The sequence below is a fragment of the Pseudoxanthomonas sp. 68-E7 genome, from assembly GCF_057773145.1.
In genome coordinates, this window is the sequence record NZ_JBYMTI010000004.1 from 422,340 (window position 1) to 438,906 (window position 16,567).

Sequence of the window (16,567 nt, forward strand, 5' to 3'; positions counted from 1 at the left end):
ATCCGGCAGCAAACGCGTCGTCAATCCTTGTCCTTCTTGTGGACAGCGGCGCCGCTGGCCGGCGACTTCTCGCCCGCGAACGGGTTGAGCTTGCGGATGGCCCACGGATACTTGGGCCAGTCGCCGGTCAGCCAGGGATGCTTCGGATCATTCAATTGCAGGACGCGGCGGGCGTCGTCGGCCAGGGTCTTGTTGCCCAGGTGGGTATAGGCCTCGCCGAGGACGGCGACGGCGTCGTTCTGGTACTCGCTCTGCGGATAGGTTTCCAGCAGGTAGCGGGCGCGGGTGGCAGCGGAAATCCAGGCATCGCGGCGCACGTAGTACAGCGCCGTGTCCATCTCGTGGCGGGCGAACTGGTTGCGCAGGTAGACCATTCGCTGGCGCGCGTCGGCGGCGTAGCGGCTGTTGGGATAGCGTTCGGCGACGATGCTGAAATCGTTGTAGCCCTGCATCGGCGTGGACAGGTCGCGGCGGCTGGAGTCGAGCTTCCACACGCGCTGCAGGAACACCGCGTCGCGGCTCGAGTTGGCCAGGCCGCGCAGGTAGTACATGTACGGCACGTTGCGGTGGGTCGGGTAGGTGCGCAGGAACTTGTCGATCGAGGACACCGCGTCGTCCAGCTTGCCGGCCTTGTACTGGGCATAGGCCGATTCCATCAGCGCCTGCTCGGTGTACGGGCCGTACGGGTACTGGGCGACCAGCGCGCGGAAATTGGTCTGGGCGCGTTCCCAGTTGCCGTTCTTCATGGCCTGGTGGGCGGTTTCGAACATCTGCTCGACCGGCTGGGCTTCCACGGGGCCCTTCTTGCGCTTGAACATGCCGCAGCCGGTGCCGGTGGCGACGATGACGAGCAACAGCAGGCCGATGCGGGCGACGGCGGTGAAACGGGTGGAAGCACGCTGGGTCATGGGCTGGCGGCAACGCCGCGGCAGGGAAACAGGCTGTCGATGATAGCCTAGGCGGTGCCCAAGCCATGAACAATCGGCGAACATCCCCGGTTTCGCCGCCCCGCACCCGATGACCGATACCCTTCCCGCCGACGCGCCGCGCACCGTGCGCGTGCCCGAATCCGCCGCCGGCCGCCGCTTTGATGCCGTGCTGGCCGAGCTTTTCCCCGAATTTTCCCGCTCCCGCCTGGCCGAGTGGATCAAGTCCGGCGACGCCCGCCTGGACGGGCAGGCGGTCAAGCCGCGCGACCCGGTCCGCGGCGGCGAAGTGGCCAGCCTGGCCGTGGTGCTGGAGACCCAGACCCACGCCGAACCCGAGGACATCCCGCTGGACGTGCTGTACGAGGACGAGCACGTGTTCGTCCTGGACAAGCCGGCCGGACTGGTGGTGCATCCCGGGGCCGGCAACCCGACCGGCACCCTGGTCAACGCGCTGCTGCACCGGGACGCCTCGCTGAACACGCTGCCGCGCGCCGGCATCGTCCACCGGCTGGACAAGGACACCTCCGGGGTCATGGTGGTGGCGCGCACGCTGCCGGCCCAGACCGCGCTGGTGGAGCAACTGTCCTCGCGCGAAGTGCACCGCCAGTACCTGGCGGTGGTGGTGGGCGCGATGGTCTCGGGCGGCACCGCCAATGCCCCCATCGACCGTCATCCCCGCGACCGCCTGAAGATGGCGGTGCGCGACGATGGCCGCGACGCGGTCACCCACTACCGCCTGCGCGAGCGCTTCCGCGCCCACACCGCGCTGGAATGCCGGCTGGAAACCGGACGCACCCACCAGATCCGCGTGCACATGGCGCACATCCGTTATCCCATCGTCGGCGACCCGCTGTACGGCGGCCCGCTGAAGCTGCCCAAGGGCGCGAGCGAGGAACTGGTGGCGGTGCTGCGCGGATTCCGCCGCCAGGCGCTGCATGCCGAGACGCTGGAGTTCCGCCATCCGATCAGCGGCGAACCGATCCGGGTCTCGGCGCCGGTGCCGGCGGACATGCTGGAACTGATGGCCGCGTTGCGTGCCGACGCCCAGGCGCAGCGCGGATGAGCGCAATCCTCCCGGCCGACTGGCCGGCGCCGGGCAATGTCCATGCCTTTACCACGCTGCGCCATGGCGCGGGTCGTTCGCAGGCGCCCTTCGACAGCTTCAACCTGGGCACCCGTTATGGGCAGTACCGGGATGATCCCGCCGTGGTCGAGGCCAACCGCGCGGAACTGGTCGAACGTTTCGGGCTGCCGTCGTCGCCGCGCTGGCTGCACCAGGTCCATGGCACCGGGGTGGTGCGTTTCGCCCGCGACACGGCGCAGGACGAGCCCGACGGCGATGCCGCCGTCACCGCCGAGCCCGGCGTGGTCCTGGCCATCCTCACCGCCGACTGCCTGCCGGTGGTGTTCGCCAGCGACGATGGCCGGGTGATCGGCGCAGCCCACGCCGGCTGGCGTGGCCTGGCCGGCGGCGTGCTGGAAAGGACGGTGGAAGCCATGCAGGTGGATCCGGGCCGGGTGCTGGCCTGGTTGGGACCGGCGGCCGGGCCGCAGGCGTATGAAATCGGCGCCGAGGTGCGCGATGCGTTCGTGGGCGGCGACGCACGCGCGGCCTCGGCGTTCGTGGCGACCCGGCCGGATCACTGGCGGGTGGATCTCTATGCGCTGGCGCGGCTGCGCCTGGCTGACGCCGGGATACGCGAAGTGGCGGGCGGCGGCCTGTGCACGATCACCGATGCGCGGCGGTTCTACTCGCACCGTCGCGATGCGCAGACCGGGCGGATGGCGACGCTGGCATGGATGGATCCGTTGTAAACGGGGCCGCCGCGGCGACGCCGATCTTCGCGCGTCTGCTGGGACAGGACTTCGAAACGCTGCCGTCGGTCGTACGGCGCCTGCACCTGTGTACCGGACCCGTTCGTCACCACGGCGAAGTGGAGGTGCTGCGTGGGGGCGGTTGGCTGTCGCGCCTGTGCGCCGCGGCCACCCGCTTGCCGCCGGCGGGAGCCGGGCCGATCGCAGTCGACATCGACATCCGGCCGGAAAGCGAGCGCTGGATCCGCCATGTGCGCGGGCATGCCATGTCCTCGCGGCTGTGGGAACGGGATGGCCTGCTGTGCGAACGGCTGGGGCTGGTGAGGTTCGGATTCCGGTTGGGCGTCCGCGACGACGGCATCGAGTGGACGGTCGAGCGCGTGCATGCGCTGGGGATTCCGCTGCCGGCGCGCTGGTTCGGTGGCGTGCGGGCGCGGGAATCGGCGCGGGGCGACCGCTACGCCTTCGACGTGCGGGCCGCGCTGCCGGGCATCGGTCTGCTCGTGCATTACCGGGGATGGCTGGATGTCGGATGAGGCGGCGGTCGCGGCCGGTCAAGCCGTCATCGTGTTCGACGGCACCTGCGTGCTGTGCAATGGCTGGGTGGATTTCCTGCTCCGGCACGATCGTCGCCAGCGCTATCGTTTCGCCGCGATGCAGGGCAGGGCGGGACGCGCGCTGCTGGCGCGACACGGGCTGGATCCGGACGACCCGGCGTCATTCCTGTTGCTGGAGCAAGCGCGGGCCTGGACCGACACCGACGCCATAAGCCGCGTGCTGGGCGGATTGGGCGGCGCCTGGATGCTCGCGCGCCTGATCGTGCTGGTGCCGCGATCGGCACGCGATGCGCTTTACCGATGGCTGGCACGTAACCGCTATCGCTGGTTCGGCACCACGGCGTGCCGGGTGCCCGATGACAGCGAGCGCGCGCGTTTTCTGGATTGAGCGCTTGTTCTGTTGTCGTCATTCCAGCGAGGGCTGGAATCCATCGGGATGTTGAAGCGTTGGTGCGGCACGCGAGAAGCAAAATGGGTCCCAGCTTTCGCTGGGATGACGGGATCGATTGAGCTATGGGTACGTGCGCTCCATCGCCGTCTGCTGGGGAGCCGGGTTCCTGCGCCAGTGGACCCTCCCATCGTCATTCCAGCGAAAGCTGGAATCCATTGGGATTTCGGGGAGTAGATGCAGCCCGCAAAGCAAGTGGGTCCTGGCCTTCGCCCGGATGACGGGAATCCATCGCCAAGGCCGGAGATGGAGAAGGTCTGATCGGACGGGCGCCCCGCCCGTGACTCTGGCCAGCCAGCTTTCGTCGAGGGCGTGCGGTTGCCGCGCGGTCCCGTTCCGCGGCGCCCGCCCGATCAGTAGGGTGTGCCTCCCGCGCGTGGCGCGGGAGGCCGGCGACTTCAGAAGCTGTAACGCACGCGGGTGTAGTAGTACGCGCCGTTGCTGCCGATCGGGGACAGCACGTCGTAGGGCAGGTTGCCGAAGTAGTAAATGTCCTGGTTCGACAGATCCGGATACTCGTCGGTCAGGTTCAGGCCGCCCAGCGCCACGCTCCATTTCGGGCTGAAGCGGTATTCGACTTCCGCGTCCAGCTGCCACTTGGCCGAGTAGGTCTGCTCCGGTTCGAAACCGTCGCCGAAATTGAAGATGCGCTTGGCGCTGCCGTGGCGGGTGGCCCGGCCCAGCAGCGACCACCTGTCGTTGCTCCAGTTGGCGCTGAGCACGCTGCGGGTGCGCGGCGCGGCGTCGGTGAGGGTGTTGCTCTCCTCGATGCCGAACAGGACGTAGGACGGATCGATCGCCAGCAGTTCCGCCGGGGTGGCGGTGATGCGCTTGATTTCGGTCTTGGCGTAGCTCCAGGTGCCGGTCAGCAGCAGCTGCCCGCCGCCCAGTCCCTGCCGCCAGTTGGCGACCAGTTCGCCACCCTCGGTGCGGGTGTCGGCGGCGTTGATGAAGAAGTTGACGCTCTGCACGCCGGGCACGCCGAAGTTGTCCTGCACGAACTCGGTGAGGGCATCGCCGCTGATGCGCTCGGTCAGGGCCACGCGGTCATCGATGTCGATGCGGAACACGTCGAACGACAGGTCGAAATGCTCGCCGATGCGGCTGGTGAAACCCAGGCTCAGATTGACCGACTTTTCCGGCTGCAGGTCGCGGGCGCCGAGCGCGCGGGCGATCGGGTTGTTGACCGACAGCAGGCGGCCCTGCAGCAGCTGGCCGGAGGCGTCGTAGCCGGTGGAGGTGGATTCGAAACCAATCTGGCTCAGCGACGGGGCGCGGAAATTGTTCGAGATCGAGCCGCGCAGCGCGAAGGCGGGCGCGAACGCGTAGCGCGCGGCCAGCTTGCCGGTCAGCTCGCCGCCGAAATCGTCATAGTGCTCGTAGCGCGCCGACACGTCGGTGAAGAACTTCTCGCCGAACTGGCTGCTCAGGCTGGCGTAAACGCTGCCCACCTCGCGACTCAGATCCGCGGTGTCCTGCGGGGTCAGGCCGCCGCCGGCCTGCGAGCCGGTCGGGCGGTCGGTGTAGGGACCGGCGGCGTAGGACGCCGGGTCGCCGGCGCCGGTCTCGTAGTCCTCGCGGCGGAACTCCACGCCAGTGGCGAAGGTGTGCGCGCCGAACACGCGGCTGACGTCGAAGTTGAACAAGGTCTGCTGGAACTCGTAGTCACCGGTGCGGAAGCGGGTCGGACTGGTCGGGCCGAGCGAGGCGTTGAGCGAGTTCTTAAGGCGGTAGGTGAACGCGTTGCGGCCATGGTTCACGCTGGCGTCGTAGTCCCACTCCCCCCATTGCCCGCGCAGGCCGGCGACCACGGCGGTGTCGCGGTTCTCGCCCAGCGACAGCGGGCGGTAGCCGTTCGGATACACCTCTTTCCAGTTGGCCACGCCATCGGGATAGCGGAAGTAATTGGCGCCCTGGGTGTCGCTCTGGTGGAACGTGCCGAAGGCATAGAGCTCGGCGCTGTCGCCCACCGGCAGTTCGGCGTTGAACCAGCCGTTGATGTCCTTGGACTCGCCGTCGCCCAGCCAGTAGTTGCGCTTGCCGGCCAGGGCCAGGTTGTCGGGGGTCTGCTCCTCGAAGAACGGGATCTGATCGAAGCCGGCGCGGTTGGTGCCGTTGCGCTGCTTATACTCCAGGCCCACACGCAGGAAGCCGCCTTCGTTGCCCAGCGCGGTGCCGACCTGGCCACTGAAGAAGCCGGCCTGGCCATCGGTGACGGTGCGGCGGATCGGTTCGACGTCGGTGTGGTGCGCGCCATAGCTCAGCTCCAGCGCGCCGCCCTCGGGGGCGTCGTTGAGGATCACGTTGATGACGCCGGCCACCGCGTCGGAGCCGTACTGCGCGCCGGCGCCGTCGCGCAGCACCTCGATGCGCTTGATCGCGCTGACCGGGATGGCGTTGAAATCGACCGGCGTGTTGCCCTTGCCGATCTTGCTGTCGGTGTTGACCAGCGCGCTGGTGTGGCGGCGCTTGCCGTTGATCAGCACCAATACCTGGTTGGGGCTGAGCCCGCGCAGCTGCGCGGCGCGCACGTGATCGGCGCCGCCGGAGTTGGACTGGCGTGGAAAGTTGAAGGAAGGCAGCAGGGCCTGCAGGGCGCTGCCGAGTTCGCCATTGAGCACGCCGGCCTTGCGGATGTCCTCGGCGGTCAGCACGTCGACCGGCGCGGTGGATTCCAGCACCGTGCGATCCCGGGCGCGGGTGCCGGTGACGATGACGGTGTCCAGATCGGTGGTGCCGGCGCCGGCATCCTGGGCGAAGGCGGGAGCGGAGAGGGCGAGTGCGATGGCGACGCCGAGCGGCGCCACGAGGGGACGGGACATGGAAACTCCTGGAGCGATACGGGAAATCGGGTGGGGAATCGCGCCCGGCGCGGCATCGTGCCGGCGGCGCGGGTCAACGGCGGCGGCCGTCAACAGGAACTGCGGAAGGGCTGGCGGTGCATGGGAAAGGCCTGTGGGGGAGGCGGGACAGTCTAGATCTAACTATCCATCCGGATAAAGCGATATATTAACGCCCCGGCCGGGACCTGGCCGCGTTGCGGTCATGGCCGCTGCCCATCTGCTCATGCCGACGGGTTATTTCGACGCGCGGGTTTCCCGGCCGACAGTACCGTTCCCCCACGGAGTCGTTCCATGCGCCTGCGCGTCACGTTGTTGTTGTCCCTGGTCCTGGCGCTTGGCGCCTGCGCTACCACCCCCACCCCCACCCCCACAGGTACCGCGCCCTCCGCCGCGTCCCAACCGGTCACCGCGACCTTCGAGGGCGATGCCACCCGCCCGGCCCAGGCCCAGGGCTGGGTCCGCAGCGAGCTGTACTTCGGCGTGGGCACGGAAGGCGATGCCGCCAGCAACATCAGCGAGGCGCAATGGCGCGCGTTCCTGGACAAGGAAGTGACCCCGCGTTTCCCGGATGGCCTGACCGTATTCGACGCCTACGGCCAGTGGCTGTTCCGCGGCAAGGACGGACCGGAGCGCCTGAATTCGAAAGTGCTGGTGATCCTGCACGAGGACAGCCCGCAGCGCCGCGCCGACATCGAGGCCATCCGGCTGGCGTGGAAGCAGGCGACGCACCACCAGTCGGTGCTGTGGTCGCGCCAACCCGCGGAAGTGTCGTTCTGAGGCATCGCTGGTCCTTTCCCTCCTAGGAGCGACGCAAGTCGCGACCCGGGATGACGGGACATCCACGCAGCCATGCGCCCGAACATTCCGCGTTGGTTTGTTCCAGGATTGTGGTGCGCTTTTTCTTTTCTTGCCCCAAGAAGATCTCCCGGCGGAACCGATGCTTGCGATATATCGAAATCCTTGTCGCGACTCATGTCGCTCCTACAGGGGCGGACCGCGCGGGCGACACCTCGACAACCGGTTCTGACACTATGACGTCCTCCTCCGGCTCCCTTTCCCCATGACCGCTCACACCCGTCCGCGCTGGTTCGTTCCCGGCGATCTCAATGGTTTCTTCGGCCTGGTGGTGGACAACCTGTCCATCCTCGGTTTCATTTCGGCCGCGCTGATCGGCATCTTCCAGTTCCCCGCCGAAGTGGTGTTCACCCGGATGTTCCCGGGCACCGCGCTGGGCGTGCTGGTGGGCAACCTCATCTACACCTGGATGGCGCACCGGCTGGCCGCGCGCACCGGGCGCGACGACGTCACCGCGATGCCGCTGGGCCTGGATGCACCCACCAGCATCGGCATGGCGCTGCTGGTGCTCGGGCCTTCGTTCGTGGCGTTCAAGCAGCAGGGCCTGGATCCGCAGGCGGCTGCCATCGCGACCTGGCAACTGGGCATGGCCTCGCTGGTGGTGATGGGCGTGTTGAAACTGGTGCTCTCGTTCTGCGGCGACGCCATCACCCGCGCGGTGCCGCGCGCAGCGCTGCTGGGATCCATCGGTGGCGCGGCGTTGACCTTGCTGGGTTTCCTGCCGTTGATCGAAACCCTGCGCTCGCCGGTGGTGGGTTTCGTCACCTTCGGCCTGCTGCTGTACGTGCTGATCGCCAAGGGCAAGCTGCCGGTGAAGATTCCGGGCGTGCTGCTGGCCTTCATCGTCGGCACCGCGCTGTACTACGGATTGGGCCTGTCCGGACTGGGCACGCCGGGGTTCAGGCTGCCCGACGCGGTGCCGTTGAGCTTCACCCTGCCGCTGCCGACGCTGGGTTTCCTAGAAGGCCTGCCGCATACCGTGCCCTACCTGCCGCTGCTGCTGCCGTTCGGCCTGCTGATGGTGGTGGGCGGCATCAACGTCAGCGAAAGCGCGCGCGCGGCCGGCGACGACTACCGCACCCGCGACGTCCTGCTGGCCGAGGCGATTTCCACGCTGGTGGCAGGTTTCTGCGGCGGCGTGGCCCAGACCACGCCATACATCGGCCAGCCGGCCTACAAGCACATGGGCGCGCGATTGGGCTACACGCTGCTGACCGGATTGTTCGTCGGTCTGGGCGGCATCCTCGGCTACGTGTCCGGCCTGGTGCAGTGGCTGCCGATCGCGGTGCTGGCGCCGATCATCGTCTACGTCGGCCTGGACATCACCGTGCAGGCTTTCCACGAGAGTCCGCGCCAGCACGCGCCGGCGGTGGCGCTGGCATTCCTGCCGTCGATTGCCTACCTGCTGGTGATCAAGGTCGGCAATCCGGCCTGGATCGCGCCGGAAAACTTCGCCGCGCTCTACAACGGCGTGGATGGCCATGGTCTGCCGGACCTGGCCGCGATAGTGACGCTGGGCAACGGCTTCATCATCACCGCGATGATCTGGTCGACCGCGCTGGTGGCGATGATCGATCAGAGCTTCCGTCGCGCGGCGGTGGTGTTGCTGATCGGCGCCGTGCTGACCCTGTTCGGCTTCATCCACTCGGTGGACCCGCGCGGCAGCATCTACCTGCCGTGGGACGTGCAGGGCCTGCCGAAGGCGATCCTGTGGCAGTTCTTCGGCGCCTATGTCGCGCTGGCGACATTGCTGGGCCTGCTGTCGTTGCAGAAGCGATAGGGCGGCGGGGTTCGATCCCGTCTAGGACATCAGCCAGGCCAGCTTGCGCGCCTTGGGCAGCCGCTTGATCTCCCACTCCGCGCGCGAGGCGCTGGCGCGATCCGGATAGGCGCGGCTGCCGAGAATCCGTTCGGGCGGGTGCGCGCGGGTATAGCGCGCTCCCTTGCCGGCCAGATGAGCCTGGAAGCGGGCCTCCAGATCCGTGGTGATGCCGGCGTAGAAGCTGCCGTCCCGGCACAGCAGCAGGTACAGGTGCCAGGAAGGGGACGGGTCGGCCATGGCCGGGATTATGGCGGCTGAACTTCCGTCTCAACAGACCTTGAAACAGTTCCCGTCAACCGCATCTGGGTACCATTGCCGGTGCTCGCCGGCCTCTCTTCCCGAGGTATTCCCGATGCGGATGGACAAGCTCACCTCGCGTTTCCAGCAGGCGCTGGCGGACGCGCAGTCGTTGGCCGTGGGCCGCGACAACACCATGATCGAACCGGTCCACGTGCTGACCGCGCTGCTCGACCAGAACGGCGGCAGCACCCGGCCGCTGCTGGCCCAGGCCGGCGCCAACATTCCCCTGCTGCGCGAGCGGCTGGGCGAAGCGCTGGACAAGCTGCCCAAGGTCAGCGGCCAGCCCGGCAATCTTTCGATCGGCAACGATCTGGGCCGCCTGTTGAACGTCACCGACAAGCTGGCGCAGGAGAACGGCGATCAATACATCGCCAGTGAATGGTTCCTGCTGGCGGTGCTGGACGATACCGGCGCGGCCGGGCAGGAGCTGAAGTCCGCCGGCGCCAACAAGCAGAAGCTGCGCGCGGCCATCGACAAACTGCGTGGAGGCGAGAAGGTGCAGTCGGAGAACGCCGAGGACCAGCGCCAGGCGCTGGAGAAGTACACCATCGATCTGACCGAGCGCGCCGAGAGTGGCAAGCTGGATCCGGTAATCGGCCGCGACGAGGAAATCCGCCGCACCATCCAGGTCCTGCAGCGCCGTACCAAGAACAATCCGGTGCTGATCGGCGAGCCGGGCGTGGGCAAGACCGCGATCGTCGAGGGCCTGGCCCAACGCATCGTCAACGGCGAAGTGCCCGAGGGCCTGCGTGGCAAGCGCGTGCTGTCGCTGGACATGGGCGCGCTGATCGCCGGCGCCAAGTTCCGCGGCGAGTTCGAGGAACGCCTGAAGGCGGTGCTCAACGACCTGGCCAAGAACGAAGGCCAGATCATCCTGTTCATCGACGAACTGCACACCATGGTCGGTGCCGGCAAGGCCGAGGGCGCGATGGATGCGGGCAACATGCTCAAGCCGGCGCTGGCGCGCGGCGAGCTGCACTGCATCGGCGCGACCACCCTCGATGAATACCGCAAGTACGTGGAGAAGGACGCCGCGCTGGAGCGCCGCTTCCAGAAGGTGTTCGTGGGCGAGCCCAGCGTCGAGGACACCATCGCCATCCTGCGCGGGCTGAAGGAAAAGTACGCGGTCCACCATGGCGTGGAGATCACCGACCCGGCGATCGTCGCCGCCGCCACGCTGTCGCACCGCTACATCGCCGACCGCCAGCTGCCTGACAAGGCCATCGACCTGATGGACGAGGCGGCCAGCCGCATCCGCATGGAAATCGACTCCAAGCCGGAAGAGATGGACCGGATGGAGCGCCGCCTGATCCAGCTGAAGATCCAGCGCGAGGCGCTGAAGAAGGAGAAGGACGCGCAGTCCAGGCAGCGCCTGGCCGACCTGGAAAGCGAGATCGACAGCCTGCAGAAGGAATTCAGCGATCTGGAGGAAATCTGGAAGGCCGAGAAGGCCACGCTGACCGGCGCCACCAAAATCAAGGAGCAGATCGAGCGGGCCAAGCTGGATCTGGAAGCCGCCCAGCGCCGCCAGGACTACGCGCGCATGAGCGAAATCCAGTACGGCCAGTTGCCGTCGCTGGAGAAGCAGCTCACCGCCGCGCAGGAGGCCGAGCAGAAAGGCTTCAAGCTGCTGCAGGACAAGGTCACCGACGAGGAGATCGCCGAGGTGGTGTCGCGCTGGACCGGCATCCCGGTCAGCAAGATGCTGGAGGGCGAGCGCGAGAAGCTGCTGAAGATGGAGGACGTCCTGCGCCATCGCGTGATCGGCCAGGAGGAGGCGATCAAGGTGGTGTCCGACGCGGTGCGCCGTTCGCGCGCCGGCCTGTCCGACCCCAATCGTCCCTCAGGCAGCTTCCTGTTCCTGGGCCCGACCGGCGTGGGCAAGACCGAGCTGTGCAAGGCGCTGGCCGAGTTCCTGTTCGACTCTTCCGACGCGATGGTCCGCATCGACATGAGCGAGTTCATGGAGAAGCACGCGGTCAGCCGGCTGATCGGCGCGCCTCCGGGCTACGTGGGCTATGAGGAAGGCGGCTACCTGACCGAGGCGGTGCGCCGCCGCCCGTACAGCGTGATCCTGCTGGACGAGGTGGAGAAGGCGCATCCGGACGTGTTCAACATCCTGCTGCAGGTGCTAGACGATGGCCGCCTGACCGATGGCCAGGGTCGCACGGTCGATTTCCGCAACACCGTGATCGTGATGACCTCGAACCTGGGGTCGAACCTGATCCAGGACATGTCCGACAGCGGCGACAGCCCGGAAAGCTACACCCAGATGAAGGCCGCGGTGATGGGCGTGGTGCAGACGCATTTCCGTCCGGAGTTCATCAACCGGCTGGACGACATCGTCGTGTTCCATCCGCTGGACAAGGCGCAGATCCGCGAGATCGCGCGCATCCAGACCCGCTATCTGGCCAAGCGCCTGGCGGAACGCCAGATCACCCTGGAGATCGACGATTCGGCGCTGATGCTGCTGGGCAACGTCGGCTTCGATCCGGTGTACGGCGCGCGGCCGCTCAAGCGCGCCATCCAGACCCAACTGGAGAATCCGCTGGCGCAGAAGATCCTGTCCGGCGAGTTCGGCCCCGGAGACGCGGTGCGTATTGCCGCCGAGGGTGGCCACCTGGTGTTCCATAAGCACTGAGGCTGGAACAGCACGGCTACGGGGCGCATCCCGTGGTCGTGCGGTCGTGTCCGGTTCCGGGGCCCGATTGCGTTCCCGAGGTAGTGGACGTGCCCGATGTGCGTCCCTCCACCAGGGAAGCCAGTGAGCCCACAGCCAGCGACAGGATGGTGGCGAAGCCGGACCGGCAAGATCCTCCTGTGGGGGCTGCTGTGCGTGCTCGCCCAGCAGGTGGCCATCGGTTACCGCATCGACTTCTTCGGCGGCACCGCCGAGGCGTCGCTGATCCATCTGCATGCCGGCCTGCTGCTGGCGCTGGCGCTGCTGGAACCGGATCGCCGGGTGGTGCTCGCCACCCTGGGCATCACCGCGCTGGGCTGGGCGGCGCGGCAATGGTCGATGGAACCGGGACAGATCGCCCCGCTGGTGTGGGGCGCGTTGATGTGGGTGCTGCTGGCCGCCTGGACCCTGGCGTGCGCGCGCTGGGCCGGTGGGCCGGAGTCGCACGGGCGCCTGGACCGGCATGGCCTGAGTCGCCTGGCGCTGTATGGGTTGCTGGTCTATCCCGCCGGCTGCGCGCTGCTGGGCGGCACCATGGCGGTGATCGCGCCACCTTCCGAAGCGCTGAGCGCGGCGTTCCAGATGTTCTTCGCCAAGCAGTTCGGGGTGGCGGTGATCACGCTGCCGCTGGTGGTGGCCTGGCGCGAAGGCCGGCAATCGTTCCGCCGCGGGCGTGCCGCGGGCTGGGCGTGGCCGCTGGCGCTGATCGCCGGCCTGGGCCTGAGCCTGTGGGCCTCGCAGGTGGTGCGCGGCGGCCTGGCGGATCGGCCGGCGGTGGTGTTGATGGATTACCGCTTCGCCCTGTTCGTGGTGCTGGCCTGGTTCGTGCTGCGACTGCCGCCGCGGCGTTCCATGCTGGCGCTGTCGGCGGCGCTGTTCTGCCTGGTGCTGGCGGTGTCCGAGAGCGCGGCCTACGGCAATACCGTGCTGGGCCTGTTCAACCTGCTGCACCTGGCCGCGGAAGTGAACATCCTGCTGCTGGCGATGCTGTATCTGTGGGTGATCAGCCGGGACAGGCGCGAGCTTTCGCGCCGGCTGGCCGAGGAGATCCAGCGCGACACCCTCACCGGTCTGCCCAACCTGCGCGCGCTGCGCCGGCGGATGGCGGTGGCTCCTCCGGGCCGGCGCGAGCTGGGGTTCCTGCTGCTGGACAAGAGCGACTCGCTGGTGACCGGTTATGGCCTGGACATGCAGGCCGCGGTGGTCGGCAGCATGGCCGCGCGCCTGTCGGATCTGGCCGACGTGTACGTGCTGGGCACCGGCCAGTTCGCGCTGATTCCGGCGAAAGATGCCGACGATGACGTGTGGGAACGGCTGATCGTCCGGGTGGAACATGCCGAGTTCGTCGCCGACGGCCAGCCGGTGCGGTTGCTGCCGTACCTGGGGGTGGCTTCGTTGCCGGAAGCCGGTAGCGAACCCCTCGCCGACGTGGTGGACACCGCCCTGCTGAATGCTTCGCACCTGGCCTTCGATGCGCGCCAGCACGGCGAAGTGCGCCCGCGCTACAGCGATATCGACGATGGCCGCCTGCGCCACGCGCACCGCCAGCAGTTGCAGGATGCGGCGACCGCGCTGGCCTGCCTGCGCAACGAGCGGCTGGTGCTGCACTTCCAAGCCATCCGCCGGCTGGAACACGCGGCCGAGCCGGCGCTGACGATTTCCGGCGAAGTCCTGTGCCGGCTGCGCGACGAGGACGGCCGGCTGATTCCGCCCGCGCGCTTCATGCGTCCAATCGAGGCGGCCGGCCGCGGCGCGGAACTGGACCTGGCGGTGATCAAGGCGCTGTTCCGGCTGCTGCGGAAGTATCCGGAAGCGCTGCCGTACTGCGAGCGCATCGCCATCAACCTCACCGGCCAGAGCCTGGCGTCGATGAGTTTCCAGGTGGAACTGAGGACCCTGCTGGCGGACTCGCCGCTGCCGCTGACGGCGCTGTGCTTCGAGGTCACCGAGTCCGCCGCCATCTCCAGCACTTCGGCCGCGAGCCGGCTGCTGCGCGACCTGCGCGCGCGCGGCTGCCAGATCGCCATCGACGACTTCGGCACCGGCATGCAGAGCTTCGCGCGGCTGAAGGAACTTCCGGCCGACGTGATCAAGATCGACGGCTCGTTCATACGCAACGTCGCCCAGCGCGGCAGCGATCACGCCCTGGTGCAGGCGACGGTGGCGGTGGCCGGCGTGTTCGGCGCCGAGACGGTGGCCGAATTCGTCGAAGACGACATCACCGCCGACTGCCTGCGGGAACTGCACGTGGACTGGGTACAGGGCGACCTGTACGCGCCGCCCCGGCCGTTGTCCGAAATACTCGCCGAGGCGCTGCCCCGCGAACTGCAGTACGCGCCCTGAGCCGGCTCAGCCGGTCGTCGCGCGCAGCGCGCGGTAGGGCGGCGTGGCCATCACCATTTCCGCCAGCGAGAAGGCCAGTTCGCGTTCGGCCAGCACCGCGCCGTCGGCGCCGTGTTCCAGCAGGTGGCGCACTTCGGCGTCGCTGTGCGCGCGCGCCAGCAGGGTCAGGCCCGGATTGATCGCGCGCAGCTTGGCGATGGCCTCGCCGGCCTCCAGCGGTTGCGGGATGGCCAGCACCGCGATCTTGGCTTTCTCCGGATGCGCCTCCGCCAGCACCTTGTCGGCGGCGGCGCTGCCACGGATGGCGGGGATGCCCGCCGCGTGCGCGCGCTCGACGTGCTCGCCGTTGTCGTCGATGACGATCAGCGGCACGCCACGCTCGTGCAGCACGTGCGCCAGCGAACTGCCCACCCGGCCGTAGCCGATGATGATGGCGTGGTCCTGCACGTCCAGGGACGGACCCGGTGGTGGTTCCGGTTCGACTTCCTTCGGCGCGGCGGCATCCTGGCGCGCCTGCCAGCGATCCAGCAGGCCGAAGATCAGCGGATTGAGCATGATCGAGATCAGCGCGCCGGCCAGCACCAGATCATGGCCTTCCTTGGGCAGGATCTTCAGGTCCATGCCGAGGCCGGCGATGATGAAGGCGAACTCGCCAATTTGGGCCAGGCTGGCTGAAATGGTCAGCGCGGTGGCATTGGGATGGCCGAACGCGCGCACGATCAGGTAGGCGGCGGCCGACTTGCCGAACAGGATGATGAAAGCGGTGCCCAGCACCTCGAACGGATGCTCGACCAGGATGTTCGGGTCGAACAGCATGCCGACCGAGACGAAGAACAGCACCGCGAAGGCATCGCGCAGCGGCAGCGAATCGTTGGCCGCCTTGTGGCTCAGTTCGGATTCGTTGAGCAGCATGCCAGCGAAGAACGCACCCAGCGCGTAGGACACGCCGAACAGGGTCGCCGAGCCGAACGCCACGCCCAGCGCGATGGCCAGCACCGACAGGGTGAACAGTTCGCGCGAACCGGTGCTGGCGGTACGTTCCAGGATCCACGGGATGACCCGCCGCCCCACCACCAGCATCACGGTGACGAACAGCGCCAGTTTCAGCAGGGTCCAGCCCAGGCTGGCGATGATCGCGCCGGCGCTGAGGCCGCCGGTCTCGCCCTGCTGGCCTGCCAGGCCGCCGATCACCGGCATCATCACCAGGGCCAGGACGCAGGCCAGGTCCTCGACGATCAGCCAGCCGACCGCGATGCGCCCGCGCGAGGTGTCCAGCAGGCGCCGTTCCTCCATCGCCCGCAGCAGCACCACGGTGCTGGCGGTCGCCAGCGAGAACCCGAAGACGATGCCGTACAGCGTGGGCCATCCCATCAATGCCGCCAGGCCCCAACCGAGCAGGGTGGCGGCGCTGATCTGCACCAGCGCGCCGGGGATGGCGATCCACTTGACCTCCATGAGGTCCTTCAGCGAGAAGTGCAGGCCGACCCCGAACATCAGCAGCATCACGCCGATTTCGGCGAGCTGCTTGGCCAGTTCCTGGTCGCCCACGAAGCCCGGGCTGAAAGGCCCGACGCAGATGCCCGCCACCAGATACCCGACCAACGGAGACAGCCGCAACCGATTGGCCACCGCGCCGAGGACGAAGGCGAGGGCGAGGCCAATGGCGACGATGTTGATCAGGTCGGTGTCATGATGCATCGAGGCTCGCGTTTTCCAGGGGAAAGGAGGTCGAGTTTCGCCGATGCGGCGCCGCTGCGGCAAACGGAAAACTGAGCGGCGCGTTCATCCTACACCGGGGTGCCGCCCGGGCGAGCCGGTGCCGACGGACGGGCGGCGGAAAGCAAATCCCCCGTCGTCTTCGGCGTCCGCCCCCTTTTGCAAAGGGGGCTACGAGCGTTCGGTGCCTTTCGTGATCCAGAGACCTGCTTCTTCCTCCCCCTTTGAAAAAGGGGGACCGAGGGGGATTTGCTTTCCG

12 protein-coding genes are annotated in these 16,567 nt (G+C 67.9%); 8 read left to right on the forward strand and 4 right to left on the reverse strand.

Features of this window, described 5'->3' with window-relative positions; all coding sequences use genetic code 11:
• Positions 1-20: 20 nt before the first annotated feature.
• Positions 21-908, reverse strand: coding sequence for an outer membrane protein assembly factor BamD (locus AC3DE2_RS12795; protein ID WP_295380603.1), 888 nt, complete (start codon positions 906-908; stop codon positions 21-23).
• A gap of 109 nt (positions 909-1,017) precedes the next feature.
• Here AC3DE2_RS12795 and rluD point away from each other — a divergent pair, with 109 nt between their 5' ends.
• Genes rluD through AC3DE2_RS12815 form a run of 4 tightly spaced genes read left to right on the forward strand, consistent with a single transcriptional unit; the run spans position 1,018 to position 3,689 of the window.
• Positions 1,018-1,992 (forward strand): 23S rRNA pseudouridine(1911/1915/1917) synthase RluD, encoded by a 975-nt coding sequence (gene rluD / locus AC3DE2_RS12800; protein ID WP_488426484.1) that lies wholly within the window; start codon positions 1,018-1,020, stop codon positions 1,990-1,992.
• The gene (gene pgeF / locus AC3DE2_RS12805) at positions 1,989-2,744 is read left to right on the forward strand and encodes a peptidoglycan editing factor PgeF (protein WP_295380608.1); all 756 of its coding nucleotides are present in this window, start codon (positions 1,989-1,991) and stop codon (positions 2,742-2,744) included. Before rluD ends, pgeF begins: the two co-directional genes overlap by 4 nt.
• A complete protein-coding gene (locus AC3DE2_RS12810; RefSeq protein ID WP_295380613.1) occupies positions 2,726-3,280 on the forward strand; it encodes a DUF4166 domain-containing protein in 555 nt (184 codons plus the stop codon). Before pgeF ends, AC3DE2_RS12810 begins: the two co-directional genes overlap by 19 nt.
• Positions 3,270-3,689: a thiol-disulfide oxidoreductase DCC family protein gene (locus AC3DE2_RS12815; RefSeq protein ID WP_295380615.1), complete on the forward strand. Its 420-nt coding sequence runs from the start codon at positions 3,270-3,272 to the stop codon at positions 3,687-3,689. The genes AC3DE2_RS12810 and AC3DE2_RS12815 overlap by 11 nt, the downstream gene beginning before the upstream one ends.
• Before the next feature lie 458 nt (positions 3,690-4,147).
• On the opposite strand, the gene AC3DE2_RS12820 is transcribed toward AC3DE2_RS12815, so the two are convergent.
• Positions 4,148-6,571 carry a TonB-dependent receptor plug domain-containing protein gene (locus AC3DE2_RS12820; RefSeq protein ID WP_295380616.1) on the reverse strand — a complete coding sequence of 808 codons (2,424 nt, stop codon included), beginning with the start codon at positions 6,569-6,571 and terminating at the stop codon, positions 4,148-4,150.
• A 312-nt stretch (positions 6,572-6,883) separates the two neighbouring features.
• On the opposite strand from AC3DE2_RS12820, the gene AC3DE2_RS12825 reads away from it, so the two are divergent.
• Together AC3DE2_RS12825 and AC3DE2_RS12830 are read left to right on the forward strand one after the other, a co-directional pair.
• Positions 6,884-7,369: a DUF3574 domain-containing protein gene (locus AC3DE2_RS12825; RefSeq protein WP_488426486.1), complete on the forward strand. Its 486-nt coding sequence runs from the start codon at positions 6,884-6,886 to the stop codon at positions 7,367-7,369.
• A gap of 283 nt (positions 7,370-7,652) precedes the next feature.
• Positions 7,653-9,227, forward strand: a complete 1,575-nt coding sequence (locus AC3DE2_RS12830) for a SulP family inorganic anion transporter (RefSeq protein ID WP_488426488.1) — start codon at positions 7,653-7,655, stop codon at positions 9,225-9,227.
• Between the two features lie 21 nt (positions 9,228-9,248).
• On the opposite strand, the gene AC3DE2_RS12835 is transcribed toward AC3DE2_RS12830, so the two are convergent.
• Positions 9,249-9,506: a GIY-YIG nuclease family protein gene (locus AC3DE2_RS12835; protein ID WP_488426490.1), complete on the reverse strand. Its 258-nt coding sequence runs from the start codon at positions 9,504-9,506 to the stop codon at positions 9,249-9,251.
• Between the two features lie 115 nt (positions 9,507-9,621).
• On the opposite strand from AC3DE2_RS12835, the gene clpB reads away from it, so the two are divergent.
• Both clpB and AC3DE2_RS12845 read left to right on the forward strand, forming a co-directional pair.
• Entirely contained in the window at positions 9,622-12,210 is a 2,589-nt protein-coding gene (clpB, locus tag AC3DE2_RS12840) for an ATP-dependent chaperone ClpB (RefSeq protein WP_488426492.1), read from the forward strand.
• Between the two features lie 123 nt (positions 12,211-12,333).
• Positions 12,334-14,592, forward strand: a complete 2,259-nt coding sequence (locus AC3DE2_RS12845; RefSeq protein ID WP_488426494.1) for an EAL domain-containing protein — start codon at positions 12,334-12,336, stop codon at positions 14,590-14,592.
• 6 nt (positions 14,593-14,598) lie between these two features.
• Here AC3DE2_RS12845 and ybaL read toward each other — a convergent pair whose 3' ends face one another.
• A complete protein-coding gene (gene ybaL, locus AC3DE2_RS12850) occupies positions 14,599-16,290 on the reverse strand; it encodes a YbaL family putative K(+) efflux transporter (RefSeq protein WP_488426496.1) in 1,692 nt (563 codons plus the stop codon).
• Positions 16,291-16,567: the final 277 nt, after the last annotated feature.